This is a genomic window from Parageobacillus sp. VR-IP, assembly GCF_013357975.1.
In the GTDB taxonomy this organism is placed as follows: Bacteria; Bacillota; Bacilli; order Bacillales; family Anoxybacillaceae; genus Saccharococcus; species Saccharococcus caldoxylosilyticus.
Genome location: NZ_JABVYQ010000006.1, coordinates 103,128 through 128,897, shown reverse-complemented (window position 1 = coordinate 128,897; position 25,770 = coordinate 103,128). Strand labels below are relative to the sequence as shown.

General features: G+C 45.2%; 23 protein-coding genes, 1 other RNA gene and 2 pseudogenes. 17 read left to right on the top strand and 9 right to left on the bottom strand.

Annotation, left to right across the window (positions count from 1 at the left end):
- Positions 1-111 precede the first annotated feature (111 nt).
- The 4 genes from HT574_RS15425 to HT574_RS15410 form a co-directional block, all read right to left on the bottom strand.
- The gene (locus HT574_RS15425) at positions 112-1,377 is read right to left on the bottom strand and encodes a two-component system sensor histidine kinase NtrB (RefSeq protein WP_175245349.1); all 1,266 of its coding nucleotides are present in this window, start codon (positions 1,375-1,377) and stop codon (positions 112-114) included.
- Between the two features lie 63 nt (positions 1,378-1,440).
- On the bottom strand, positions 1,441-1,584 hold the full coding sequence (locus HT574_RS15420) for a hypothetical protein (RefSeq protein WP_175245290.1): 144 nt from the start codon (positions 1,582-1,584) through the stop codon (positions 1,441-1,443).
- A 51-nt stretch (positions 1,585-1,635) separates the two neighbouring features.
- Entirely contained in the window at positions 1,636-2,826 is a 1,191-nt protein-coding gene (locus HT574_RS15415; protein ID WP_175245289.1) for an alanyl-tRNA editing protein, read from the bottom strand.
- 312 nt (positions 2,827-3,138) lie between these two features.
- Positions 3,139-4,311 carry an MFS transporter gene (locus HT574_RS15410; RefSeq protein ID WP_175245288.1) on the bottom strand — a complete coding sequence of 391 codons (1,173 nt, stop codon included), beginning with the start codon at positions 4,309-4,311 and terminating at the stop codon, positions 3,139-3,141.
- Between the two features lie 84 nt (positions 4,312-4,395).
- Here HT574_RS15410 and HT574_RS20040 point away from each other — a divergent pair.
- A pseudogene (locus HT574_RS20040) lies at positions 4,396-4,575 on the top strand (hypothetical protein); the annotation flags it as partial.
- A 125-nt stretch (positions 4,576-4,700) separates the two neighbouring features.
- Complete coding sequence (gene ilvA / locus HT574_RS15405; protein WP_175245287.1) at positions 4,701-5,909, top strand: threonine ammonia-lyase; 1,209 nt, start codon at positions 4,701-4,703, stop codon at positions 5,907-5,909.
- 43 nt (positions 5,910-5,952) lie between these two features.
- On the opposite strand, the gene HT574_RS15400 is transcribed toward ilvA, so the two are convergent.
- The 3 genes from HT574_RS15400 to HT574_RS15395 form a co-directional block, all read right to left on the bottom strand.
- Entirely contained in the window at positions 5,953-6,204 is a 252-nt protein-coding gene (locus HT574_RS15400) for a DUF6154 family protein (RefSeq protein WP_175245286.1), read from the bottom strand.
- Positions 6,205-6,471: 267 nt separating this feature from the next.
- Entirely contained in the window at positions 6,472-6,606 is a 135-nt protein-coding gene (locus HT574_RS20260) for a hypothetical protein (RefSeq protein ID WP_256411186.1), read from the bottom strand.
- Between the two features lie 5 nt (positions 6,607-6,611).
- Positions 6,612-6,860: a hypothetical protein gene (locus HT574_RS15395; RefSeq protein ID WP_017437434.1), complete on the bottom strand. Its 249-nt coding sequence runs from the start codon at positions 6,858-6,860 to the stop codon at positions 6,612-6,614.
- Between the two features lie 147 nt (positions 6,861-7,007).
- On the opposite strand from HT574_RS15395, the gene HT574_RS15390 reads away from it, so the two are divergent.
- A complete protein-coding gene (locus HT574_RS15390; RefSeq protein ID WP_175245285.1) occupies positions 7,008-7,766 on the top strand; it encodes an alpha/beta hydrolase in 759 nt (252 codons plus the stop codon).
- Between the two features lie 124 nt (positions 7,767-7,890).
- Here the strand turns inward: HT574_RS15390 and HT574_RS15385 are convergent.
- Positions 7,891-8,426: pseudogene (locus HT574_RS15385) on the bottom strand (flavodoxin family protein).
- Positions 8,427-8,579: 153 nt separating this feature from the next.
- On the opposite strand from HT574_RS15385, the gene HT574_RS15380 reads away from it, so the two are divergent.
- From HT574_RS15380 to ssrS, 9 genes are all read left to right on the top strand, one after another.
- Positions 8,580-9,230, top strand: coding sequence for a TetR/AcrR family transcriptional regulator (locus HT574_RS15380; protein ID WP_175245284.1), 651 nt, complete (start codon positions 8,580-8,582; stop codon positions 9,228-9,230).
- A 134-nt stretch (positions 9,231-9,364) separates the two neighbouring features.
- Positions 9,365-10,507 (top strand): acyl-CoA dehydrogenase, encoded by a 1,143-nt coding sequence (locus HT574_RS15375; protein ID WP_017437438.1) that lies wholly within the window; start codon positions 9,365-9,367, stop codon positions 10,505-10,507.
- Positions 10,508-10,566: 59 nt separating this feature from the next.
- Positions 10,567-12,201, top strand: a complete 1,635-nt coding sequence (locus HT574_RS15370) for an AMP-binding protein (RefSeq protein ID WP_175245283.1) — start codon at positions 10,567-10,569, stop codon at positions 12,199-12,201.
- An 85-nt stretch (positions 12,202-12,286) separates the two neighbouring features.
- Positions 12,287-13,639: an acetyl-CoA carboxylase biotin carboxylase subunit gene (gene accC, locus HT574_RS15365; protein ID WP_175245282.1), complete on the top strand. Its 1,353-nt coding sequence runs from the start codon at positions 12,287-12,289 to the stop codon at positions 13,637-13,639.
- 21 nt (positions 13,640-13,660) lie between these two features.
- Entirely contained in the window at positions 13,661-13,873 is a 213-nt protein-coding gene (locus tag HT574_RS20035) for an acetyl-CoA carboxylase biotin carboxyl carrier protein subunit (RefSeq protein ID WP_017437441.1), read from the top strand.
- A gap of 12 nt (positions 13,874-13,885) precedes the next feature.
- Complete coding sequence (locus HT574_RS15355) at positions 13,886-14,785, top strand: hydroxymethylglutaryl-CoA lyase (RefSeq protein WP_017437442.1); 900 nt, start codon at positions 13,886-13,888, stop codon at positions 14,783-14,785.
- 16 nt (positions 14,786-14,801) lie between these two features.
- Entirely contained in the window at positions 14,802-15,584 is a 783-nt protein-coding gene (locus HT574_RS15350; RefSeq protein ID WP_175245281.1) for an enoyl-CoA hydratase, read from the top strand.
- 12 nt (positions 15,585-15,596) lie between these two features.
- Complete coding sequence (locus HT574_RS15345) at positions 15,597-17,159, top strand: acyl-CoA carboxylase subunit beta (protein ID WP_061579337.1); 1,563 nt, start codon at positions 15,597-15,599, stop codon at positions 17,157-17,159.
- A gap of 138 nt (positions 17,160-17,297) precedes the next feature.
- Positions 17,298-17,488: non-coding RNA, 6S RNA (gene ssrS, locus HT574_RS15340), on the top strand.
- Positions 17,489-17,907: 419 nt separating this feature from the next.
- Here the strand turns inward: ssrS and HT574_RS15335 are convergent.
- A complete protein-coding gene (locus tag HT574_RS15335; RefSeq protein WP_175245280.1) occupies positions 17,908-19,071 on the bottom strand; it encodes a serine hydrolase domain-containing protein in 1,164 nt (387 codons plus the stop codon).
- 653 nt (positions 19,072-19,724) lie between these two features.
- On the opposite strand from HT574_RS15335, the gene HT574_RS15330 reads away from it, so the two are divergent.
- The 5 genes from HT574_RS15330 (at position 19,725) to HT574_RS15310 (ending at position 25,757) form a co-directional block, all read left to right on the top strand.
- Entirely contained in the window at positions 19,725-20,450 is a 726-nt protein-coding gene (locus tag HT574_RS15330) for a CAP domain-containing protein (protein ID WP_175245279.1), read from the top strand.
- Between the two features lie 293 nt (positions 20,451-20,743).
- Entirely contained in the window at positions 20,744-21,184 is a 441-nt protein-coding gene (locus tag HT574_RS15325; protein WP_175245278.1) for a MarR family winged helix-turn-helix transcriptional regulator, read from the top strand.
- Positions 21,185-21,188: 4 nt separating this feature from the next.
- Complete coding sequence (locus HT574_RS15320; protein WP_175245277.1) at positions 21,189-21,827, top strand: HlyD family secretion protein; 639 nt, start codon at positions 21,189-21,191, stop codon at positions 21,825-21,827.
- A gap of 10 nt (positions 21,828-21,837) precedes the next feature.
- Complete coding sequence (locus tag HT574_RS15315; RefSeq protein WP_175245276.1) at positions 21,838-23,541, top strand: DHA2 family efflux MFS transporter permease subunit; 1,704 nt, start codon at positions 21,838-21,840, stop codon at positions 23,539-23,541.
- A gap of 122 nt (positions 23,542-23,663) precedes the next feature.
- The gene (locus tag HT574_RS15310) at positions 23,664-25,757 is read left to right on the top strand and encodes a transglycosylase domain-containing protein (protein ID WP_175245275.1); all 2,094 of its coding nucleotides are present in this window, start codon (positions 23,664-23,666) and stop codon (positions 25,755-25,757) included.
- Positions 25,758-25,770: the final 13 nt, after the last annotated feature.

Below are 25,770 nucleotides of genomic sequence, written 5' to 3'. Positions count from 1 at the left end.
GAAATCTCTTGCCTTGCAATATGATTTATTATTAAACATTGTTCTAAATACAAAGTATAAAGAAGAAACTACTTTTAAATAAAAGTACAAGCAAAAAAGCTGCCCCGTTTACTATACGGACAGCTTTTTATCGTCAATGGGAAGCTCAATAAAAAAACATGTGCCTTTGTCGCTGCTTTGCACTTTCATCGTTCCTTTGTGAAGTTCGATGATTTTTCGCGATAGCGAAAGCCCAAGGCCGGTGCCTGTTTCTTTTGTCGAGAAAAACGGATCAAAAATATGATCAATCACTGTCGGAGGTATGCCCGGCCCGTCATCGCAAAATTGAATTTGCACCATGTTGTTTGATCGTTTGCTAGAAATAGTGACATTCATCGTCTTTTTTACTTTAGCCTCGACCGAATTGCGGAATAAATTTAAAAACACTTGCAGCAGCTGATTTTTATCACCGTTTATTTCACACCGATCTAGCTGGTCAGCTAAATCAAAATAAACATTTACATTATTTAACAAAGCTTCACTCTGCAATAGCATTCCGACGTCTTTGCGAATAAATTGGTTGAGTTTGATTTTTTCCATTTTTATATCCGCAGGCTTTGCGGTGCTTAAGAAGTCAGTAATAATGTTGTTGGCGCGATCCAGCTCGGGAATAAGCAGACGATCGATAAGCGAAATAATTCGCTCTGGAAGATCGTTTTTCAAAAATTGCAAATAACCGCGAACAGTCGTCAGTGGATTGCGAATTTCGTGGGCAATCCCAGCAGCGATGCGGCCGGCGACGGCGAGCTTTTCGGTTTCCTTCATCATGTTTAACGATTGGAACATGCTAATGACCCGTTTGATTGAACCGTCGTCATTATAAATAATGCGCGTATTAATGATGCCGTAAAAGCGGTCTAATACTTCCTGATTATAGATCGGTTCCTTTTTTTCAATGGACTGCAGTGTCACAATGAGCTCATCGGGCAGCTGCAATAATTCGCGGATATGTTTTCCGATAATCGTGTCGCGGTCCACCCCGGTATCGTTGGCCGCTTGCAAGTTGCAAAGCGTAATGATGCCGTTGCCATCGACAAACACAATATGATGAGGAACAAGGTCAAGAATCGGCGTTAAAAATGTTTCGATTTTCTCAAACGGTATGTCTCGATAAAAATCGATGTCCCATTGCAATTCTGCCTCTTTTGCCGGAGATGCAGGAATCGGCTTCATGATTGGCGCTGCTTTTTCGCGGCTTTTTTCTAATTTTATTCTTGTTTTGTAATCGGTGAAAACAAATGGAAATGGAATTTTTTTAATAAAATTTTGATAACATTGTATTTGTTGTTCTAATTCTGCTATTCGCTGTTTCAGGTTTTCGTAGGATAAATCATCCATCATTCCAAACTCCTTAATTGAACATCCGTTAGTTATTGTATAAAAATACACTTATTTTGACTATCATTGAAGGCGCAATCTTTTCGTATTGGCGGTGATGACGGAGGCGATCGTTTCGCATGCTTTTGTTTTCATTCCAGTATCCCGATAGCTGGAGGGCAAATCGGTGGAAACCGCTACTACCCCGTAACTTCTGCTTCCCGCCATGTTTTTATATTTTCTTCAATATGTCTATACTGGTCAAGATGAAAGTGAGCGTCAATCACAGGCGCACACCTTTTTGATATCGTCTTGCAATAAACGGAGAAACTTCTGCATCTCTTCTTCGGAAGGAAAAACGGCTTGCGCCTGCCGCTCGTTTCCGCCACCTTTTCCGCTTGATAATGACAGTATTTCTTTGAGCCACTTTCCGATGTGCAGAGAAAGGGAAAGCGCTTTAACGATCACTATGCGCTGCTCTAATGTTGTAGCCAGCACCGCCGTTTTTTCATAGCGGTTGGCAATCATGTTGGCAATGGTTTGTATGTCCTTTAAGGTATATTGTTTATAAACGCGCATGACGACTTGTTCTTGCTTTGCCTGTTGAGCGGCGTTTTCCGCCTCTATGGCAAATAGGATCTCTTTATATTGTTCAAGCTGCTTTTGCAACTCTTTCTTTTCCGCTTCCCATTTGCCGAGAACGTCAAGTAGCATATCCCGATTCGTCCCCAGTTGCTGAGAAACAGCGGTCGCGATGCGATGGGACAGCTGATAATCGGTAAGCGCACGTTTGCCGCAAACAAACGAGAGACGGGTCATTCCACGGTGGCGTTCCGCTTTCAACAGCTTAATCATGCCGATTTCCCCCGTCCGCGATACATGCGTGCCGCAGCAGGCGGAAACATCAATCCCTTTTATTTCGACGACGCGGATATTTCCTTCGATCTTAGGAAGCTTGCGAAACGGAAGCTGGCGTGCTTCTTCTTTTGTTACGTAATAGGTTTCGACAGGGATGTTGGTGTAAATCAATTCATTGGCGCGATTTTCGATGGCCGTAAGCGCCTCTTCCGATAAAGACGGGACATTTAAATCAATCGTTACGACTTCACTGCCCATATGGAATCCGACGGTATGCGCGTCAAACAGTTCGATGCACACGGCAGACAATAAATGCTGGCCGCTATGCTGCTGGGTATGGTCGAGACGGCGCGCCATATCAATCCGACAACGAACAGTTGATGCAGCAGGGAGGGAAGGGAGGCGATGATATACTTCTTCATTTTTTTCGAATACCTCAAGCACAGGGATATCGGCGATCACTCCGTTGTCGCACGGCTGCCCGCCGCCTTCGGGATAGAAGGCCGTTTCTGACAATGTGATAATGTATGTATCTCCGTCTTTTTTTGCGCTTGTGATCGTTGTTGTCCATTCGCTAGTTGTTGGGGAAGTGTAATACCATTTTTCCGTCAATCTGTTTCATCCTTTCCCGTATTGTTTGTTTTTATATAAGCAAATTTTGAATAAATCTGACGGTTTTTGCAAGGTTGTGATATGAATTTTTTCCGTCCCTATTCGGTTTAGAGGGGGGCTTGTGAGTAAATTTAGAAATTAGGTTATGAAAGAGTGAAAAACTACGCTAATCGAAATATTGTGATAAAATTTCAGTTACGTGTAATGAAAAAATATTTTATCATTCAACATTATACAAAAATAGTATGAATATTCATAATTTTTATTAAAATATTTACTAAATAAACAATTTAAAAAGGGGAAAGATTTCCCCTAAGATAATGTACGGCGCATCTCATTTGATTGTTTGGAAAATAGGTAGTAAAGAACGAGTGCGCAAATAGATAAGGCAATGCCAAAAAGATAAGGAAGTTCGATCATTTTCGTAAACATCCAACCGGCAACTACCGGGCCGACAATGCGCCCGAGTGAGTCAAAGGAAGAGAGAAGCCCGGTGGCGCGCCCTTGGCCGCTTGGAGCGTGTTTCGTGACAAGCGCCGATACACAAGGGCGGATGACGCCGTTGCCGACGCCAAATACCGATAAAAAGATGGCAGCGGTCAGAAAATTACGAACAAGTAAAATCAAGGCAAATCCGATGGCAGATACGATAATGCCGCCTTGAATGACGCGGCCTTCACCGAATTTGCGAGTCAATTTGCCGATAAGTCCCCCTTGGACAACAGCACTCGCAAGGCCCATAATCATAAAAATGTACCCTAGCTGTGCAGAATATAATCCGGCGCGTTTGGCGGCAAAGTAAGCGAAGGTCGCTTCCAGCCCGGCGAGCGAAAACGTAATGAACCATTGCAGCAAATATAAAAACAAGAGAGGTCCTTTGAGCATATGCCACATTGGTTCTTTCGTTTTTGAACCAGACGATTGTTTTTCTTTTGATAATGATTCTTTTAAAAACAGCAGGACAAAACAGGCGGTGATGGCGGAAAGACAGCCTGAAATAAAGAAAGGGGTATGTAAATTCATTTTTGAAAAAATGCCGCCAATTGCCGGGCCGAAAATAAACCCAAGTCCCGTAGCCGCACCGATTGCTCCCATCGCTTTTCCGCGTTCCTGCGACGTGGTGACGTCGGCCGCATAAGCCATTGCCGTAGGCATCGTAGCCGCTGACAGTATTCCACCGATAATGCGGGCGATAAACAGCATGGCAAGCGTTTTAGCGATAGCAAACAAAAAGAAGGAGAGAGATAGACCAGCGATGCCGATGAATAAAATCGGCTTGCGCCCGTAGCGGTCCGACATCTGCCCCCAAAACGGGGCAAACAACAATTGCATTAGGGAGTAAACCGCCATAAGCATTCCTAACTGTGTCGGAGTCGCCCCGACGTCTTCGGCTAAAAAGGGGAGTACAGGGATAATAATTCCAAATCCTGACATCACTAAAAACATGATGGCAAATAAAAGGGGAAGAAATCGATTCTTTTTCATATTATTCCCTCCGGAAGTTCGCTACTTTTTTATCATAATAAAGTTAGGAAAGATTTGCAAAATATATATGCACTAGAAGGAAACATATGCGAAACATTCTTTCATGACATAATCAGCTTACATATTATCATCGGTACGCTGTTTGCAAGGACAGCGACGTTTATGACGATTCTGTTTTTGTCGATTTATTTAACCAAGGTGAAAGGAATCAGTCCTGTGGAGGCTGGGACCATTATTGGGATTAGCGCCTTTGTTGGTTTATTTTATACGCTTTTCACTTAATGAAGGGAAAAAAGCGCTATATGCAGTATAGTTTGTAGCACTGTTCATTTTTCTTATATAATGATTAGTGTGATAGCTGAAATGAAAATAGTTAGGTGATGAAAACGATGCTAACGTTAAATGATGTGCTAGAAGCAAGAGAGAAAATGAAAGGAGTTGTTCATCAAACCCCGCTCGAGCATTCGCAAACGTTTAGCAATTTATCCGGCAATAATGTATATATGAAATTGGAAAACTTGCAAAAAACCGGTTCGTTTAAAGTGCGAGGCTCGTTTAATAAAATTATGTCGTTAACAGAAGAAGAACGAAAACGTGGGGTGATTGCCGCATCGGCAGGAAACCATGCCCAAGGGGTCGCCTACTCCGGCGGCATGATCGGCATCCCGTGTACGATTGTCATGCCGAAAGGGGCGCCGTTAAGCAAGGTCGAAGCGACAAAAGGGTACGGCGCAGAAGTGATTTTGCATGGCGATGTGTTTGACGAATCGCTTGAGTATGCGCTTGAACTGCAGCGGCAACGCGGTATGACGTTTGTCCATCCGTTTGACGATTTGGCAGTAATGGCAGGGCAAGGAACGATCGGCTTGGAAATTCTCGAGCAGCTTCCGGATGTTGATGTTGTCCTGTGCCCGGTTGGTGGCGGCGGTCTGCTTTCAGGATTGGCGTTTACATTAAAACAGTTAAAACCGTCGATCCAAGTGTATGGCGTCGAATCAGCGGCCTGTCCGGGAATGACGGCGGCCCTTCGCCATAAAAAACCGGTGGTGATTGCCTCCTCGGATACAATTGCTGATGGGATTGCGGTGAAGAAGCCAGGAAATATCACGTACCAATATATTGAGAAATACGTAGATGGCGTCGTTTGCGTCGAAGAAGCGGAAATTTCGCGGACGATGTTATATTTGCTGGAGCGGAACAAGCTGTTAGTCGAGGGGTCGGCGGCGTGTCCGCTGGCAGCGCTGTTATATCAAAAGCTGCCATTTACCGGAAAAAAAGTCGTCGCCATATTAAGCGGAGGCAATGTCGATGTTACCCTTATTTCGCGCATTATTGAACGCGGTCTTGTCGAATCCGGAAGGTTTGTCACGTTTACGACCGTCATTTCCGACAAACCGGGCCAGCTCAATAAATTATTGCGCATTATCGCCGAATTAGAAGCAAACGTCATGTCCATTCACCATCAGCGCATTGGGGCAAAAGTATTGCCGGGACAGGCGGAAATTCATTTTTCGCTCGAAACAAAAAATCAAGATCATATTCATCAAATTCACCAGGTATTGTTAAAAGAAGGATATGACGTCGAGTTTTTCCAATAACACCGCCTCAGGGATGGTGTGGTCACGCCATCCCATATTGTTTTCAATGAACGTTTGGTATATCTCGTAGTTTTGTTTGTCCGATTCCATCATGCGCCATTTTCGCTTTTAGGCCTTCGAGAATGTAAAGCCCCATCATCCCCATTAATTCCTCATCGGTCATTTCTTCAATGAGCTGCAGCAAATCGTTGCGATCGAGCTCTTCCAAAATCGACATCGTCATCGCTTCCGCATCTTCTTCATCACCTGTGAGTCGGTTTTTATAGTATTCGTATAGCTCGTCGACAAATTTCATTTATTTTTCCTCCATCTGTTTCGTTTATCATCAGTTTACATAAATTTATGTATATAATGATTGCCTGCTTTTAGTTAAATATAGCTTGAATCCATGAAAGATCGTAAACGCAAAACGAAGGGAAAACATTATGCTTATTTTTACAATAATTCAAAGGCAGGCAGCATTTACAAACATCTTGGTTTTCGCGATATCCGAACATGAACGATGTATCGCTAGAAAAGGGTGGGCCTACTTTGACTTGGGAAGTAGGCCCACCTTTCATGATTATTGCCCGTCCGCTCCGTTTGGAGTGACGCGGCGAATATGTTGGTCGCCTTGTTCTCTCATTGCTTTTGCTTTGTCGTTAACAAGTTGTTTTTGGTCGACCAATGATGATGGAGTTTGTTTTTTGTTTGCCATATTGGTCACCTCATTTGCGAAGATTTTGCACGCTGAATAAACATTTCCGCATCTTCAATGAGCCCGCATGTGCCACATTGGACGCGGTAGCTTGGGCCGCGATATGGAAGATGGAATGGTTCTAACGCCTCGTTCGTATATTCTTGTTCAATTTCGCCTGTTTGTGGGTTGAGCTTTACTGCTCGCGGATGTTGCTCGATTAAATGGAAACGGGTTCGATTTGTTTTGCAGTTCGGACATAACATCGGTTCCAAAAGAAGCCACCTCCATCTTTATGTTTTGGAAAAACCGTCATGATTATGTATAAAATTGTAGAAACCGCCTATATGTCATAGAGGAATCGCATACAAATATAGCGAACAATAGTATTTATAGAGAAAATCAGGAGGGAGAGGGGCAAGGTGCAAAGAGCGATTACATTGACTCATCGTGGCATGACGTTGCGCGGGATGGAACATATCCCGGAAAAAGCGCTGGATGAAAAGATCCCTACCGTTATTTTGTTTCACGGATTTACCGGTACGAAGCTAGAACCGCATCGTTTGTTTTTAAAAATATCACGTGCACTTGAGAAGAAAGGAATCGCCAGCTTCCGCTTCGACTTTTTAGGCAGCGGGGAAAGCGACGGTGACTTTGAAGAGATGACCGTATCCAAAGAAATAGAGGAAGCGCATGCGATTGTCGACTTTGTCAAACGCGATGCACGCATTAATCCATCGCGCATTTGTTTGCTCGGCCTCAGCATGGGCGGGCTTGTTGCCAGTGTCGTTGCCGGCGAAAGACCGAACGATGTCGCCAAATTAATTCTTATGGCGCCGGCAGGAAACATGTACGAGTTGATCGTGGAGACGATTCGGCAAGGAAATATCGATGCGACCGCTCCTTATTTTGATCACGGGGGAAACTTAGTTGGACGCGCGTTTTTAGAGGATTTACAAACGATCAACGTATTTGAGCGGGCCAAGCCGTACGACGGCCCTGTGCTGCTCATTCATGGAACGAAGGATGATGTCGTACCATACCGCGTCAGCCATCTGTATAAGCAATTATGTTATGGCAGCCGCGCCACCATCCATTTGATTGAAGGAGCCAACCATACGTTTGACGGTCATCGTTGGGAAACAGAAGTGATTGAGACGATTCTCGAGTTTGTTTCATAAGGGGGGACGAGACGTTGGGAAAGTTTGGCACGTTCAAGCATGAAAAAGACGTGCCGCGCAGCGAAGCAATTAATAACGTATGGGGGATAAAGAAAAAATTCCTCCGCTGAAAACGGAGGAATTTTTAAAGAGCTTGAAAAAAAGCATTCCAGTATTTTGCTTGGCTGATAGCTCGTTTATCGTGCAAAACGTCTCCAGGAGCGTTTCCTTCTCCGATCACATAGCCGACGTATTCCAAACCGATAAATTGGAAGATGTATTGAAACTGTTGAACGAGCGGAAGACCTTTTATATACGGATCGTCACCGCCGCAAATCACGACAAAGCTTTTTTCTTTTTCATTTCTTCTTTAAAAGAAAATCGTGTATCCCGTAAACTTTGTGACCAGCGATCGATAAATTGTTTCATATGCCCGCTCATTCCATACCAATAGATGGGAGTCGCAAAAACAAGAACATCATGTTGGCGAACGAGCTCCATCATTTGATCATAATCATCGTCAACTTTCGTAAACCCTGCCGGATCGTGGCGTTTGTCAACAATCGGCTGAATATGAAAGTCTTTAAGATGAACGTGGGTACAAGAGATTCCTTCCAACATCATGTTTGTAAGCTGTTCCGTATTTCCGTTTTCCCTTGAACTGCCATTTAATACTAATATTTTTGCCATCGTATCGTTCCTTTCTTTTTCGTTACATGATTGATGATAAACGATAGTTGACAATTCCGGCAACCATTCCGTATTTTATAATTAAATAAAAAATATTTCATTTTTCAGAAAATAGTGGTAATATAAAAGCAAAGGAGATTATTCATGGCAGAAAAACCGCTAAAAGACCGAATTATTGACACTGCTCTTCGCCTCTTTGAAAAATATGGGTATCACGGCGTGACCGTTGACCGCATTGTGACGGAAAGCGATACGTCAAAAGGCGGCTTTTACCATAACTTTAAGTCAAAAGACGAGCTGCTTTATCACATTCATGACGTATTTATTACGTATGTCTTGAATAAGGCGCAGAAAGCGTATGAAAACTACAAAACTCCGACAGAGCGCTTATATGCCATTATCCAGTCATTTGTTAAAGTGTTTCATTTATATAAGCCTCATATTACTGTTTTTTATCAGGAAAGCACATATTTAAAGCCGGAATACTCGGAAAAGATCAACCGAAAACGTGATGAATTCAAACAAGTCATTTTTCGCGTCATCCGCGAGGGGATCGAAGCAGGAGAATTCCGTCCCGAACTATCTGTTGAAATTACTGGCATGTCGATTATCGGCATGGTCAACTGGACGTATAAATGGTATAACCCAGAAGGCCCGCTTACGATCGAGCAAATCGCGAAATATTTTGCTGATTTTATTTTGCATGCCGTGCTGAGGGAAGAAATGAAGGAAAAACCGTCCATTTCTCGATTTTTGCTTCCGTCTTTGTTTCATTCGTATTCGAAGGAGAAATAATGTGTGTGTTTGTAAAGAAACCAACTAGTCGGTCTAAATAGAAACAGAGGCAGTTGTCATCTGTTTCTATTGCTAATGATTAAAACCGACTAGTCGGTTTTAAGATAAATGATAAATCTAATGGGGGAGAGAGAATGAATTTCGAATTAACAAAAGAGCAGCAGATGATTAAAGAGATGGTTCGTGACTTTGCCGAGAAGGAAATTGCGCCATACGCGGCGAAATGGGATGAAGAAGCGTATTTTCCTGTTGAAGTGTTTAAAAAGATGGGAGAATTGGGGCTTTTAGGCATCCCGTTTCCAGAAAAGTATGGCGGCTCGGGCGGAGATACGATTTCCTATGCCATCGCTGTCGAAGAAATCGGCCGTGCTTGCGGCGGCACCGGGTTAAGCTATGCTGCTGCCGTTTCCTTAGGCGCAAGCCCAATTTATTATTTCGGCACGGAAGAACAAAAGCAAAAGTGGCTTGTTCCGATGGCGAAAGGAGAAACGTTGGGAGCGTTTGGCTTGACCGAACCAAACGCTGGATCTGACGCAGGCGGCACACGCACTACAGCGGTATTGGATGGAGATGAATATGTGATTAACGGCGAAAAGTGCTGGATTACCAATGCCCAATATTCCAGACAGGTGATTGTCACGGCGGTAACGGGAAAAGATGAACGCGGCAAAAATATTATTTCCGCCATTATTGTTCCAACGGATACGCCAGGGTTTACGATTCGCTCGAACTACGACAAAATGGGCGTCCGCGCTTCCAATACGTGTGAGCTTGTGTTTGAAAACGTCCGCGTGCCGAAAGAAAACGTACTTGGCGATCCGAAAAAAGGGTTTAAACAGTTTTTATACACGCTTGATGGCGGCCGCATTTCCATTGCTGCATTGGCGGTTGGAATTGCCCAAGCGGCATTTGAGAAAGCGCTTCAATACGCGAAAGAGCGTGTCCAATTTGGTCAGACTATTTCAAAATTTCAAGCGATCCAATTTAAGCTTGCCGATATGGCGATGGAAATTGAGCTCGCTCGCAATATGGTGTATAAAGCGGCATGGCTCAAGGATCAAGGCAAACCGTTCACAAAAGAAGCATCGTTCGCGAAACTGTTTGCTTCGGAAATGGGCTTTCGCGTTTGCAACCAGGCGATTCAAATTCACGGCGGCTATGGCTATATGAAAGAGTATGAAGTCGAGCGCCATTTGCGCGACATTAAACTAATGGAAATCGGGGAAGGCACGTCCGAAATTCAACGTCTGGTCATCGCTCGTCAACTTGGATGCTAAATACCGGGAAATGCGCATATAGCTAGAAATGAATCTGGACAAAGGGGAGGAGACGGTTTATGCTGACGGTCACGGTGGGGAAGCTGCTGGAGGAAAAAGCGAGGCTGCATCCGGATCATGAGGCGGTTGTGTATGCAGATCGCGACCTACGGATGACGTATAGGCAATTTAATGACTATTGCCGTCTAGTGGCGCGCGGGTTGATGCGGCTTGGCATTGAAAAAGGGGAAAATGTGTCGATTTGGGCAACCAATGTGCCGGAATGGATCGCTTGTCAATTTGCGACCGGAAAAATGGGAGCAGTGCTTGTTACTGTCAATACAAACTACCGCGCCGCAGAATTAGAGTATCTATTAAAACAATCCGATTCGACGACGCTCTTTTTAATCGAACAATATCGCGGTTCTTCTTACGTGGATATTATTTACGAGATTGTTCCGGAGCTGCGCACATGCGAGCCTGGAAAGCTTCAGTCCAAGCGTTTGCCAAAATTGAAAAATGTCGTGTTCATTGGGGAGAAACGCTATCCGGGGATGTTTACATGGAACGACATTCTTGCGATGGCGCATGATGTGCCGGAAGAACAGCTTGATGAACGGATGAACTCGCTCGATCCGCATGATGTCACCAACATGCAGTACACCTCGGGAACGACGGGATTCCCGAAAGGCGTGATGCTCACCCACTACAATATTGTCAACAATGCCTATAATGTTGCGCAGTGCATGAAGCTCACCAAAAGTGACCGCCTCTGCATCCCAGTGCCGTTCTTCCATTGCTTCGGCTGCGTGATGAGCACGTTGGCATGCGCTACGGTCGGGGCAACGATGGTGCCGGTGCAGGAATTTAACCCGAAACAAGTGTTGCAAACCGTGCAAGCGGAAAGATGCACGGCCTTGCATGGGGTGCCGACGATGTTTATTGCCGAATTAAACGATCCTGATTTTGAAAAATATGATTTATCAACGCTTCGCAAGGGAATTATGGCCGGCTCTCCTTGCCCGATTGAAGTGATGAAAGCGGTCATCGAGAAAATGGGAATAAAAGAGATTACGATTGCTTATGGTCAGACAGAATCATCGCCGGTGATCACACAGACAAGAACGGATGACCCGATTCACTTGCGCGTGGAAACGGTCGGTCGTGCGCTGCCAAATGTCGAAGTGAAAATCGTTGAGCCTGGAACAAATAAAGAAGTGCCGCCAGGTGTGCAAGGGGAATTATGCACGCGCGGTTACCACGTGATGAAAGGCTATTACAACAATCCAGATGCAACGAAAGAAGTGATTGATGAAGATGGATGGCTGCATACCGGCGATTTAGCGGTGATGGATGAAAACGGATATTGCCGGATCACAGGACGTTTAAAAGACATGATTATTCGCGGCGGCGAAAATATTTACCCGCGTGAAATTGAAGAATTTTTATACAAACATCCAAAAATTTTGGATGTTCAAGTCGTCGGTGTGCCGGATGAAAAATATGGAGAAGAAGTGATGGCGTGGATTATTTTGAAAGAAGGACAAACGGCAACTGCAGAAGAAATTCGCGAGTTTTGCCGCGGGAAAATCTCGCGCCATAAAATCCCGCGCTATATCGAATTTGTCGACTCGTATCCGATGACAGCCTCCGGAAAAATACAGAAATTTAAATTGCGTGAAATGGCGAAACAGCGTCTCAGACTGACGAACTAAAACAATTGTCTGGCGAAGCGGCGCGTTATTTCGCCGTCTCGCTCGCAATAAAACGAAACTAACTAAGGAGACAAAGGGTGATGGGATGTTTGCAAAAATATTGATTGCCAACCGCGGGGAGATTGCGGTAAGGGTGATTCGTACATGCAAAAAGTTAGGGATTCAAACGGTGGCGATCTATTCGGAAGCAGATGCTGACTCGCTTCACGTCAAGCTGGCGGACGAGGCACATTTGATCGGAAAGCCACGCGTAAGCGAAAGCTATTTAAATATCGAGAAAATTATTGAAGTGGCGAAAGCGACAAAAGCGGAAGCCATCCATCCGGGCTACGGATTGTTATCGGAAAATCCGCAATTCGCCCGCCGCTGCGAAGAAGAAGGCATCGTCTTTATCGGGCCGAAAGCGGATGTGATCGCAAAAATGGGAAGCAAAATTGAAGCGAGAAAAACGATGGAAACGGCCGGAGTGCCGATCGTACCCGGCATCGCCTTTCCTCTTCAAGATGTCGAGGAAGCGGTAAAAACCGCTGAAGCGATCGGTTATCCGATTATGTTAAAGGCTTCGGCGGGAGGCGGCGGCATCGGCATGCAAATCGTGCGCGATGAAGACGAGCTGCGCAAAGCGTTTGCCGGCAATCAAAAGCGGGCCGCTTCATTCTTCGGCGACGGGGCGATGTATTTAGAGAAATATATCGCCAATCCGCGTCATATTGAGATTCAGCTTCTCGCCGACAAACATGGGAACTGCATTTATTTGTGGGAGCGGGAATGTTCGATTCAGCGCCGCCACCAAAAAGTCGTCGAAGAGGCACCATCGCCGTTTTTAGATGAAAAAACGCGGCGGAAAATGGGGGAAGCCGCTGTCAAGGCTGCCAAACATATCGGCTATACGAACGCCGGAACGATTGAATTTTTAGTCGATGAACAGAAAAACTTTTATTTTCTTGAAATGAATACGAGACTGCAAGTGGAACACCCGGTTACCGAAGAAATTACCGGACTCGATTTAGTTGAAGAACAGTTGCGCGTCGCCGCGGGTGAGCCGCTTCGCTATCGGCAGGAACATATCCGCCGCGACGGCCATGCGATCGAAGTGCGCATCTATGCGGAAGATCCAAAAACATTTTTGCCGTCGCCAGGGAAAATCACGGTCTTCGGGCTGCCGCAAGGGGAATACGTGCGTAATGAAACGGCGGTGCAAAGCGGCATGACGGTCACGCCGTTTTACGATCCCATGATTGCCAAACTCATAACGAAAGGCAACGACCGCCAAGAAGCGATCAAACGCATGCTTGCGGCGCTAGAAAATTATCAAATTGAAGGAATTAAAACAAACATTCCAATGCTAAAAGAGGTGCTTTCCCACTCTGCGTTCCAAGCAGGAGATACAACCACTAACTTCGTCGAAAAACATTTGCAAACCACAACGACAAAATAGAAGAAATGGAGGAAGAAAACAATGAGTCAAGTAGTCGCATCAATGGCAGGAAGTGTGTGGAAAATTGTTGTAGCGGTAGGGGACCAAGTTGAAGAAGGGCAAGATGTGATCATTTTAGAGTCCATGAAAATGGAAATCCCAATTGCGGCGGAGTCTTCGGGAGTTGTCAAACAAATCAATGTACAAGAAGGGGACTTTGTGAACGAGGGCGACGTGCTGCTCGAATTAGAATAAGAGGTGAGAGAAATGGGCAAATGGCCAACACATGTCACCATCAAAGAAGTCGGCCCGCGCGACGGACTGCAGAATGAAAAAGCACAAATCGCCACCGAAGATAAAATTGCCTGGATTAATCAACTGTCGAAAACAGGTTTAACGTATATTGAGATTACTTCTTTTGTCCACCCAAAATGGATTCCGCAGCTTGCCGATGCGTTGGAAGTAGCGACGAGAATTGAACGGGTGCCAGGCGTGACGTACGCCGCGCTCGTTCCGAACCAAAAAGGATTGGAAAAAGCGCTGGCCGCGCAGGTAGATGAAGTTGCCGTCTTTATGTCCGCGAGTGAAACGCATAACCGTAAAAACATCAACAAATCGATCGCGGAAACGTTTCCGGTGTTAGAAGAAGTGGTGAAAATGGCCAAACAAGAAGGAAAAGCGGTGCGCGGCTATGTATCAACAGTATTCGGCTGCCCATATGAAGGAAACGTTTCGATCGAACAAGTGATTCGCGTTTCAGAACGATTGTTTGCTATGGGAATTGATGAGCTTTCGTTAGGAGATACGATTGGAATCGCCACGCCGAAGCAAGTGCAAGAAGTGCTGGAAGCTGTCTTGCAACGCTTTCCAAAGGAAAAGCTGGCCATGCATTTTCATGACACGAGGGGGACGGCTTTAGCGAATATTCTCGTTTCGTTGGAAATGGGGATTACAACATTTGACAGTTCGCTTGGCGGATTAGGAGGCTGCCCGTACGCGCCAGGCGCGTCGGGGAATGTGGCGACAGACGATTTAGTCTATATGCTTCATGGCATGGATATTGCTACAGGCATCGATGTCAAACAGCTGACAGAAGCGGCGCTGTTTATTCGCGATAAAATCGGGCGTCCGCTTTCTAGCCGGTACTTACAAACCATTGCTCGGTAATCAAAGGGGGAATACGATGTCATCATTCGTTTCATACGAGTTGCAGGAAAATGGTATTGCAATAGTGACGTTAAATAGACCGGAAGCGGCGAACGCGCTGTCGACCTTGCTCTTAAACGAACTGTCCGAGCTTCTTGGCGATCTTTCTTTCCGGAAGGACATTCGCGTTGTCATTGTGACCGGGGCGGGGGAAAAAGTCTTTTGCGCCGGAGCCGATTTAAAAGAACGCGCCGGCATGAATGAAACGGAAGTACGGAAAACGGTCGCCCTCATTCGCGAGACGATAAACCAGGTAGAACAGCTGCCACAGCCCGTCATCGCTGTTCTAAATGGCTCGGCGTTTGGAGGCGGTCTGGAGCTCGCTCTTGCCTGCGATATTCGCGTGGCAGTAGACACGGCGCAACTGGGGCTTACGGAAACGTCTTTAGGAATCATTCCTGGCGCAGGGGGAACGCAGCGGCTTCCGCGTCTCATCGGAAAAGGAAAGGCGAAAGAATTGATTTTTACCGCTAAGCGCATTACCACCCAAGAAGCGGCACAAATCGGCCTTGTCGAATACGTGGTGCCGCGCGCGCAATTAATGGAGAAAGCGCTCGAAATTGCTGGGCAAATCGCCGCCAACGCGCCAATCGCCGTAAGGCAGGCGAAACTTGCGGTGAACCGCGGCTTGGATGTCGATTTGGCGACCGGGTTGCGCCTCGAGCAAATGGCATATGAAGTGACCATTCCAACAAAGGACCGTCTTGAAGGATTGCAGGCGTTTAAAGAAAAAAGAAAACCGGTCTACAAAGGGGAATAGGAGGAAAACAGCATGGGAATGAACGATGTTGCGAAAAAACAAAATGCAGTGCTGACAGAGCAATTGCAGGAGCGAATCCGACAAATTGAACAAGGCGGAGCGCCAAAATACCACGAAAAAAACGCAGCGCAAGGAAAGCTGTTTGTCCGCGACCGCTTAAAATTGCTATTGGATAACGGGCTCGAATTTGAAGATGCACTATTTGCCAACTGTCTTGCCGATGGGCTTCCAGCCGACGGCGTTGTGACCGGGGTAGGAAAAATCAACGGACAGACTGTTTGCGTGATGGCCAATGATTCGACGGTGAAAGCGGGTTCCTGGGGAGCGCGGACGGTGGAAAAAATCATCCGCATTCAAGAAACGGCGGAAAAGCTGCGTTGCCCGATTCTTTATTTAGTCGACTCGGCAGGTGCACGCATCACGGACCAAATTGAAATGTTTCCAGGTCGGCGTGGTGCAGGAAGAATTTTTTACAACCAAGTGAAATTATCAGGAAAAGTGCCGCAAGTCTGTCTCCTGTTTGGGCCGTCTGCGGCGGGGGGCGCGTATATTCCGGCGTTTTGCGATATTGTCATTATGGTTGAAGGGAATGCGTCAATGTATTTAGGATCCCCGCGCATGGCGGAGATGGTGATTGGGGAAAAAGTGACGCTCGAAGAGATGGGCGGCGCCCGCATGCATTGCACCGTTTCCGGCTGCGGCGATGTGCTTGTGAAAACGGAGGAAGAGGCGATCGCTTATGCCCGCCGCTATTTATCCTACTTTCCGGCTAATTACAGCGAAAAGCCGCCAGTTACGGAAGCCAAGCCGCCAAAAGCCTTCGAAAAAACGATTGAAGATATTCTTCCGGCGAACCAAAACGCCCCATTTAACATGTACGATTTGATTGAGCGCGTGATCGACGAAGGGTCATTTTGCGAAATTAAGAAGTTATTTGCGCCAGAGATTATTACTGGACTGGCGCGCTTAAACGGCCAACCGATCGGTATTATCGCCAATCAGCCGCGCGTCAAAGGAGGGGTGCTGTTCCACGATTCTGCCGACAAAGCGGCCAAATTTATCACTCTTTGCGATGCGTTTAACATTCCGCTTCTCTTTTTAGCCGACATACCAGGTTTTATGATTGGTACAAAAGTCGAGCGCGCGGGCATTATCCGTCACGGAGCGAAAATGATCTCGGCGATGTCGGAAGCAACCGTGCCAAAAATCTCGATCATCGTGCGCAAGGCATACGGCGCCGGGCTGTATGCGATGGCGGGACCGGCGTTTGAGCCGGATTGTTGCTTGGCGTTTCCAAACGCGCAAATCGCCGTCATGGGGCCGGAAGCAGCGGTCAATGCGGTGTATGCGAATAAAATTGCCGAATTGCCGGAGGAAGAGCGCGCAGCCTTTGTCGAGCAAAAACGAGAAGAATACCGGCGCGATATCGATATCTACCGGCTTGCATCGGAAATGGTCGTAGACGGCATTATTGCTCCAAACCAGTTGCGCGATGAGCTGATCCGCCGTTTTGACGCCTATATGTCCAAATATATGACGTTTTCGGAAAGAAAGCATGGCGTCTACCCGGTATAATGAAAGAATAGGCGGAACGAAAAGCATTAAACCTGTCACAATAAATTATTATATCTGTTTATATAAGTTGCTAAAAATGAGTATGTCAGCCACTTGAAAAAAGAAGAAAGATTATGTATGATAATAATCACCAAAATACGACTGCTGCGTTGTACGTTGAAGAATGAAGTTTCAACCGATGGCAATAGAAAGGGAGTTCTATATCGAAACGGGAATGTCATGCCTCCCTACGCGCTAGGTTAGAGGACGACAGGAACGTTTCTGCGAACACCCACCTGGTAGAGTGTGGTTGAGAAACTGCATTCCACCAACGGCAAACGCGGCGTCATGCACATGAAAAAAGCCGATCTCTTGCATAGAGGTCGGCTTTTTTCATGCACGTTTTTCCCTAAGCCCAAAACATATAAGAAAAATCGCTGTTATAGATGATGGGCAAAAGGTGATTTATCGCACTTGCTCACGCTCATGGATTTGCCAAATTGTTCGGATGGGATCCAAAGAAGATGTACAACCAAAAGAAAAATCCTCTGACGGAAAATTGTATCGCGTGCAAGTCGAAGCGTTCGCGGAGCGCGGGAATGGGGAACGGCTTGCAGAAGAACTCAAGAAAAAAAAGGATATCCGACAATCATTGTCTAACAATAAAAAAGCCCTTCTCATTGAGTACATGGTGGTTTGCTCAGAATATAGAATTGAAATATCCGGGATATTCACGTTGCGAGTCTCCTGATGAAGTTACTAGTTAGAATTATAGTTGTTCATAGATCGCCGTCTCAAACTTAGCAAGTAGATCCAAGACAGGGTCGTCCGCGAAAGGGAGAATCTGGGTAAGAAGTACACCGGTCACGCGTTTAACTGGGTCAATCCAGTAGTACGTGTTCCCGAGTCCCGCCCACGCTAGGCTTCCCGCACTTCTTCCAGTTGGTGCATCTTCAGTCGTAATCATATAGCCTAATCCCCACTTCTTGACCATGCCTGGAAAAAATTCAACATCGTTGGTAACGGAAGGGATTGCGCTTCTCATTGTGAGCACATTAAGATCACCAATTTGATTAATTCCCATTTCTTTCACTGTTTCCGATTTAAGAATGCGAACCCCTTTGAAAGTGCCACCATGTAGCAACATTTGAAGGAATTTTAAATAATCTTCGGCTGTAGAGTAGAGACCGCCCCCACCCATGAAGAACTCAGGTTCTTGCGGAACTTCAAAATCGACGCGGTTAAGCACACCGTTGTTATCACGCTGATGCATCGCAGCCATGCGCGAGCGAGCCTCGGGGTGTATGATAAAATCTGTGTCGTCCATGCCAAGTGGGATGAATATGTGGTCTTTTAGATAATCGCGTAGTGACTGACCGCTTACTGCTTCAACGGCCTTTCCTACCCAGTCGATGTTGATGCCGTATTCCCAACGGTCGCCAGGATCAAAGACTAGTGGAGTTTTGAGAGAGGCGTTTTTACATTCAATAATTCCTGGAATCTTTTCGTACTCCATGTAGCGAACCATATCAGCATTCCACATATCATAAGTGAATCCAGCGGTATGTGTGAGGAGATGCCGAAGAGTAATGGGTTTCTTTGGCGCTCTAAGTTTAGGATGACCGTTACTATCGAATCCTTCAAGCACTTGAATCGAGTCCAACTCGGGTAGCACACGATTTAACGGTTCGTCTAACTGGAGTTTCCCCTTCTCTACCAGTTGCATTGCCGCTACGGACGTTATTGCTTTTGACATGGAAGCAATCCAGAAGACGGTGTCCAGGGTCATTGGAGTGTCGCTGTCTATGCTTCGTTTACCAAACGCGCCTTGGTATACCAATCCATTATCATTTGCCGCGACCGCAACTACACCCGGCACTTTTCCTTCTGACACAGCTCTTTGCAGTATTTGGTCAATGTGCTGAGCCTTCATAGCAATACCTCCTAAATTTTGCAACATTCATTAAGTAAGCCCACTGATATTGTATGATAATTCAGAATAATTATAACGTTATTGTTTATGATTATGTACCTCTTTGTTAGCCTTGAAGTTTCTAATTTTTTCTCTATAGCTCTTTTCGAAAGGATTGTTGTTTTCTTATGCCAAATGATTGTAGTGATATGGAAAATAATGTATATTGATATTAAAGAATGGAGTGATACGCTTGAATTTCATGTATGTACGTTTGTTGGTAAAAACTACAAGGTTCAAAAACGGATTTTTAAGAACATTATGATCTGGCGAAATTTTTATGTAAAAAATTTTAAACAACATCCTATATTGTAATATTGTTGTAAAAAATGTTAACTATGATCCTTTTCTTAAACTTTGTCAATCTTTATTTTGCAAGTAATATATGGAAATCACAACTAGTAATTCCAAAGGGGAATTAAATAACCATGAAAGATATTTTTTTGCAATTCTAGTTTTTTTCAGGGATAGGCATTGATTTTTTTATGAAAAAAATCTTTTCTTGCAGAATAAATGGTAAATTAATCCAATTACCATATTTATCTAAAAATATTACAAAAAATCCGTGTTATTATGTATGTGCAAGCAAGGGGTGAGTTGGAGGAGGAGAAACAATGAACAAAAAATTCGTATTTTCACTTGCTGCATCTTTAGCGATTGTAGGAGCATCTTTTACAGCAAATACAGTAAAAACGGAAGCAGCTGGGCCTGCTCCATGTCCAGCTATCAAAAGCTATGAAGTTAAATATAATGTCTATCCATCTAGCATTCAAGATATTGAAAAATGGTTGCAGTTTATTTTAAATCAAACAGGAAATGCAGAAATGACAAAACTGGTACAGCAAAAACCAGTCACAACAACTGTCCAAAAACCGTCAGCGAGTGTACAAGCTCCTGTAAGCAAGCCAGCAACGCAGGCACCTGCACCAAGTCAAAGCCAAAAAGCAACGAATGAAGCAGGATTAAAAGCTTATGAACAACAAGTAGTAGACTTAACGAACAAAGAACGGGCGAAATATGGCTTGCCGCCTTTAAAGGTCGATTTAGCGTTAAGCAAAGTGGCCCGTGAAAAGTCAAGAGACATGGCAGTAAACCATTATTTCTCCCATTACAGCCCGACATATGGCTCTCCATTTGAAATGATGAGAAAATTCGGCATTTCATATACAGCTGCTGGAGAAAATATTGCAAAAGGCCAACGGACTCCGCAAGAAGTAGTGGCAGCCTGGATGAATAGCGAAGGCCATCGGGCAAATATTTTGAACAAAAACTACACTCATATCGGAGTAGGTTTTGAAGAAAACGGGTACATCTGGACGCAACAATTTATAAGAAAATAAGGATCAATATTTCTGCACCACACCACTAAGACAGGCTTTAGTGGTGTGGTTTTTTATTAAATACGTTTCTTGACAACAGAAGACTTATTTGCATCAGAATCAACTTGCCGACTTTGTCGACAAGCTGAAAAGACTGATTTATTTTCTGTGGCCTAAACATCAACAATGAAATTGAATAGAGCTTATATATCAACATTTTGATTTTTGTATATTGTCATGTTATAATCATAATTCGCATAGAAATAATTCGTGTTGGAACTATTTCTATTACATATCGTGAGGTGGAGGGATGTATGGAAGGAATTGGCAAAGAAATTATGTATTCGGTGTTCCGAATGCAAAAGGCGTTATACCGTCTTGTCCGCGAAGATGCGGCCCGGGTAGGAATTACAGAAGTGCAGCTAATGATTCTTTATACGTTGTTAAAAAAAGAAAATATCCGGCTGAACGATTTGGCGGAAAAATTAAATTTAAGCAACAGCAATGTCAGTGGTACGGTCGACCGCCTTGTCAGCGCTGGGCTGGTAGTGCGGGAGACTTCAAAACAAGATCGGCGCGCTGTCGTATTAAGTTTAACAGATAGAGGGAGACAGGCGATTCAAGAAGCGTTTAACCATGAATCCGTTTTGAGGAAACGATTAAAAAGAATCGAGGAAACCTTTAAGGAGGAAGAGATTGTACAATATTTATCCATCCAGCAAAAAATGAAAGATATTTTATTAGGGGAGGAGTAAAAACATGAACGTAAAACGCTTAATTATATTAAATATTATTGTTCTTATTTTGCTGGTGGGCGGCGGTTTTGCTGCTTATTATTATGTCAATGAAGCAACCAATTATGTTAAAACGGACAACGCTCGTATCGACGGCCAAGCGATTACGATTGCTGCGCCATTTTCCGGAAAACTGACTTCCTGGTCCGGAAGCGTCGGAAAAACATTTAACAGCGGCGATAAAATTGGTGAAGTATCCGACGGCGAGCATAATATTCCGGTAACCGTTCCACATCATATGACGATCGCCCAGCAAAACGCGGTGGAAAATTCGTTTGTCGCAGCCGGCATGACGTTGGCGCGCGGCTATGATTTGGATGATTTATGGGTAACGGCCAATATTGAAGAAACGGATATTGAAGATGTCAAAGTAGGCCAAGATGTCGATATTTACGTGGACGCATACCCGGATCGCAAGTTTAGCGGAAAAGTAGAGAAACTTGGATATGCGACCGCCAACACATTTAGCCTGCTTCCAAGTTCGAATGCGACCGGAAACTATACGAAAGTGACGCAAGTAATTCCAGTGACGATTTCCATTGACAATTACAACGGGGCGGGGCTAGTGCCAGGAATGAACGTCACCGTTCGCATTCATAAGTAGGTGATGACCTATGTCAACATTTTTAACTGGCTATATTATCTTTTCCGTCCTTGTTCTGGTTGTGCTGAATGTTGCGCTAAGAAGACAAAAAAACGATCCCGTCCCGTCTAGTTTGGAACGAGCAGAGATGGCACATGCACATGGCATGGAGGCAGATAGAGACGAGAAGCCATTGAAAACAGCAGCAGCATCAGGACAACAAACAGGATCGGAAAATATTGGGGATAGCCGCGCCAAAGTAGTAGTCACGATCATGCTTGGAGCGTTTGTCGCGATTTTGAACCAAACGCTTATTAATGTTGCGTTGCCGCATATGATGCATGATTTCAATGTGGAAACGTCAACGGTTCAATGGCTTGTGACAGGGTACATGCTTGTTAACGGCGTGCTGATTCCGATCAGCCCGTTTTTAATTGTGAAATTCCCAACGAAGAAGCTGTTTTTAGCCGGAATGTTGTTTTTTGCTGCTGGAGCTTTTATTTGTTCCATCTCCCCATCGTTCGCCATCCTGCTGACAGGACGCCTAATCCAAGCGGTAGGGGCGGGAATTATTATGCAGTTGATGATGGTCATTATGCTGACTATTTTCCCGCCGGAAAAACGCGGGGTAGCGATGGGAACCGTCGGGATTGCCATGATGTTTGCGCCGGCTGTCGGTCCGACATTATCGGGATGGATCGTGGAACATTACACGTGGCGCCTTTTGTTCTATGTTGTATTGCCGATTGCGATTATAGATATTGTGCTTGCGTTTCTTTGGTTAAAAAATACACCGAAAACAGGAAATCCGCTTTTGGACTGGCGTGGCGCGATTTATTCGACCATCGGCTTTGGCGGCTTACTTTACGGATTCAGCGAAGCGGGAAGCAACGGCTGGGGACAGACGAGTGTAGTAGTGTCCATTATCCTTGGTGCTATATTTTTGATTTTATTTACATGGCGTTCGTTAATGGTGGAAAATCCAATTTTAAATTTCCGTGTGTTTAAATATAATGTATTTACTTTGTCCACCATCATCGGCTGCGTCATTAACATGGCTCTGTTTGCCGCGATGGTCCTGCTCCCAGTCTATTTACAAGACTTGCGCGGATTTACGCCGGTTGACGCCGGTTTGCTGCTCTTGCCTGGTGCGATTGTGATGGCCATCATGTCGCCGATTTCCGGCTGGATTTTTGACCGCATTGGCGCGCGCATGCTCGCGATTGTCGGTTTAATCATTACGGTCGCGACAACATGGGAATTCAGCAAGCTGACGATGGATACACCATACAGCCATATTTTAGTAATTTATATTTTCCGCATGTTCGGTATGTCGATGTTGTCGATGCCGATTATGACGGAAGGATTAAATGCATTGCCGCGCCATTTATACAGCCATGGAACGGCAATGGCCAACACGCTACGGCAAGTCGCCGCTTCGCTTGGCACGGCATTTCTTGTTACCGTCATGTCTAACCGTACGAAGTTTCATGCGGAAAATTATCGCAATGAGATGACGGAAAATAATCCGTTCTTCATGGATATTGTCGCGCAGTTAAAACATGTGATTCCTAGCGATGAAGCGATCGCGCAGCTTTTATATGGCATCGTGCAGCAGCATTCTGCTGTCGAGGGAATTAACGACGCATTTTTTGTCGCCACCGGACTTGCTGTGTTGGCGCTCATTTTAGCTTTCTTCTTAAAAGGGAAAAAGAAAAATGCTCCATCAGCTTGATGGAATGCTGGCGCAAACGGCTGAGATGCGGCCGTTTGCGCCATTTTTTGTGATGGACAATGTACGGAAAAAGGAGTGTTGCTTCGAATGGTATAAAAGTGATAGAAGTAGGGGGGATTTCGTTGGAACAACAAAGCCGATGGCAAGCAAGAAAAAACAAACGGAAAAGGCATTGGCTGCTTACTGGAGTTGTGTTCGCGGTTTTTATCGTCGGCGTCTATTTAGCGATGCAATGGTATATCGCGACAAGAGATATAAGCGCGTTGCAAAAACCGCTGCCGGCTCCGACCATCATTTATGACCAAAATGGCCGCGTCGCCAGCAAAATTGCCTCATCGAAGATGGAGGAGGTACCGATCGAACGAATTCCTAATCATTTTCTTGAAGCAGTGGTGGCGACCGAAGACCGTCGTTTTTATCAACACCATGGCATTGATTATTATGGAATGCTGCGAGCGCTTTTTCGCGACATAAAAGCAGGCGGATGGACCGAAGGCGGAAGCACCATTACCCAACAGCTTGCCAAAAACGTGTTTTTAACAAACGAAAAAACGTTGTGGCGAAAATGGCAGGAATGGTTTATTGCCAAAAAAATCGAGCGCACGTATTCCAAACAACAAATTTTGGAGATGTATGTAAACCGCGTATATTTCGGTGAGGGGGCGTGGGGGGTGCAAAGCGCTGCGAAAACGTACTTTGGCAAAGACGTTTCCAAATTAACCGTCAGCGAAGCAGCGCTGCTTGCCGGGCTGATTAAAGCCCCGTCCGCCTTGTCGCCGGCCAGTCATTATGGGAAGGCAATCGCCAGAAGAAACGTTGTACTTCAGCTGATGAAGGAACAAGGCTATATTGATGAGCAGACATTTTTGCACGCTAAGAATGAAAAAATAGTGATTCAAAAAGAAAAAAAACCAGACCCATACAAAGGTAAATATCCGTATTATGTGGATCAGCTGATCGAAGAGGCGATCGCGCGCTACCATGTCACACAAAGTGAAGTGCTGTCCGGGGGGCTTCATATTTATACGGAGTTGAACCCGCGCATGCAAGAGGCGTTAGAAACTGTGTATCAAAACGACGCTTTGTTTCCGCAGGGAACGGACGATCAACTTGTCCAAAGCGGTGCGGTGCTTCTAGATCCGAAAACAGGCGGGATCAAGGCGTTAATTGGGGGGCGCGGCGAGCATGTATTCCGCGGGTTTAACCGGGCGACGCAACTACAACGCCAGCCGGGGTCAACAATGAAGCCGCTTGCCGTGTATACGCCTGCGTTAGAACAAGGATATCATATATTTGACGAATTAAAAGATGAGCCGGTCGAATTTAACGGTTATCGCCCGGAAAACTATGACCATACATATCGCGGAAGTGTCACGATGTATGAGGCGGTCATTGATTCGCTGAACGTTCCTGCTGTATGGCTTTTGGATCAAATCGGATTGGAAAAAGGAATCGATGCGTTGCAACGGTTTGGGATTCCTTTGGACGAAAAAGATCATTATTTAGGAGTCGCATTAGGCGGAATGCGGCAGGGCGTATCCCCGTTGCAAATGGCTGAAGCGTATTCCGTGTTTCCGAATGATGGCGTGAGAACAGACGCGCACATTATTACAAAAATAGTCGACAAAAACGGCAACGAGATAGCGAAATGGAAACCACATGATGTGCGCGTCACATCGAAAGAAGTGGCACAAAAAATAACGTTTATGCTCGAAGGGGTCGTAAAAGAAGGAACAGGGAAACGCGCACGCATTCCTGGAAGAGCGTTAGCGGGAAAAACAGGTTCAACCCAAGTTCCAGTAGACGGAGTAAATGGGGTAAAAGATCAATGGATGGTTGGCTATACTCCACAGCTTGTCGGAGCTGTCTGGCTTGGATATGATCATACCGATAAACGCCATTATTTACAAACGACAAGCAGCCAGACCGTCGCTGTTATTTTCCGCGAAATCATGGAAAAAGCGCTCGAGGGCACACCGGCGCAATCATTTGCCTACCCGGCTTTAAAGAAAGAACAGAAGCAATGGCAACAATGGCACAAACAAAAGAAAGAAGAAGAAAAACAGAAAAAAGAAGAGAAACGAAAACATGAACACGGCCCGAAAGAAAAAAGAGAGAAGGAAAAACGACGACATCACTGGCATGACAAACATGAAAAGAAACAAAAAGAAAAAGGAAAAGGCCATAAACATGATAACGATGAAGAAGATGATTAAAAACGGATTGGCA

Coding starts and splice junctions, on each gene's coding strand:
- HT574_RS15425 (WP_175245349.1), bottom strand. CDS start 1,377: ATGGATGATTTATCCTACGAAAACCTGAAACAGCGAATAGCAGAATTA.
- HT574_RS15420 (WP_175245290.1), bottom strand. CDS start 1,584: ATGGCGGGAAGCAGAAGTTACGGGGTAGTAGCGGTTTCCACCGATTTG.
- HT574_RS15410 (WP_175245288.1), bottom strand. CDS start 4,311: ATGAAAAAGAATCGATTTCTTCCCCTTTTATTTGCCATCATGTTTTTA.
- ilvA (WP_175245287.1), top strand. CDS start 4,701: ATGCTAACGTTAAATGATGTGCTAGAAGCAAGAGAGAAAATGAAAGGA.
- HT574_RS15400 (WP_175245286.1), bottom strand. CDS start 6,204: ATGAAATTTGTCGACGAGCTATACGAATACTATAAAAACCGACTCACA.
- HT574_RS20260 (WP_256411186.1), bottom strand. CDS start 6,606: ATGGCAAACAAAAAACAAACTCCATCATCATTGGTCGACCAAAAACAA.
- HT574_RS15380 (WP_175245284.1), top strand. CDS start 8,580: ATGGCAGAAAAACCGCTAAAAGACCGAATTATTGACACTGCTCTTCGC.
- HT574_RS15375 (WP_017437438.1), top strand. CDS start 9,365: ATGAATTTCGAATTAACAAAAGAGCAGCAGATGATTAAAGAGATGGTT.
- HT574_RS15370 (WP_175245283.1), top strand. CDS start 10,567: ATGCTGACGGTCACGGTGGGGAAGCTGCTGGAGGAAAAAGCGAGGCTG.
- accC (WP_175245282.1), top strand. CDS start 12,287: ATGTTTGCAAAAATATTGATTGCCAACCGCGGGGAGATTGCGGTAAGG.
- HT574_RS20035 (WP_017437441.1), top strand. CDS start 13,661: ATGAGTCAAGTAGTCGCATCAATGGCAGGAAGTGTGTGGAAAATTGTT.
- HT574_RS15355 (WP_017437442.1), top strand. CDS start 13,886: ATGGGCAAATGGCCAACACATGTCACCATCAAAGAAGTCGGCCCGCGC.
- HT574_RS15350 (WP_175245281.1), top strand. CDS start 14,802: ATGTCATCATTCGTTTCATACGAGTTGCAGGAAAATGGTATTGCAATA.
- HT574_RS15345 (WP_061579337.1), top strand. CDS start 15,597: ATGGGAATGAACGATGTTGCGAAAAAACAAAATGCAGTGCTGACAGAG.
- HT574_RS15335 (WP_175245280.1), bottom strand. CDS start 19,071: ATGAAGGCTCAGCACATTGACCAAATACTGCAAAGAGCTGTGTCAGAA.
- HT574_RS15330 (WP_175245279.1), top strand. CDS start 19,725: ATGAACAAAAAATTCGTATTTTCACTTGCTGCATCTTTAGCGATTGTA.
- HT574_RS15325 (WP_175245278.1), top strand. CDS start 20,744: ATGGAAGGAATTGGCAAAGAAATTATGTATTCGGTGTTCCGAATGCAA.
- HT574_RS15320 (WP_175245277.1), top strand. CDS start 21,189: ATGAACGTAAAACGCTTAATTATATTAAATATTATTGTTCTTATTTTG.
- HT574_RS15315 (WP_175245276.1), top strand. CDS start 21,838: ATGTCAACATTTTTAACTGGCTATATTATCTTTTCCGTCCTTGTTCTG.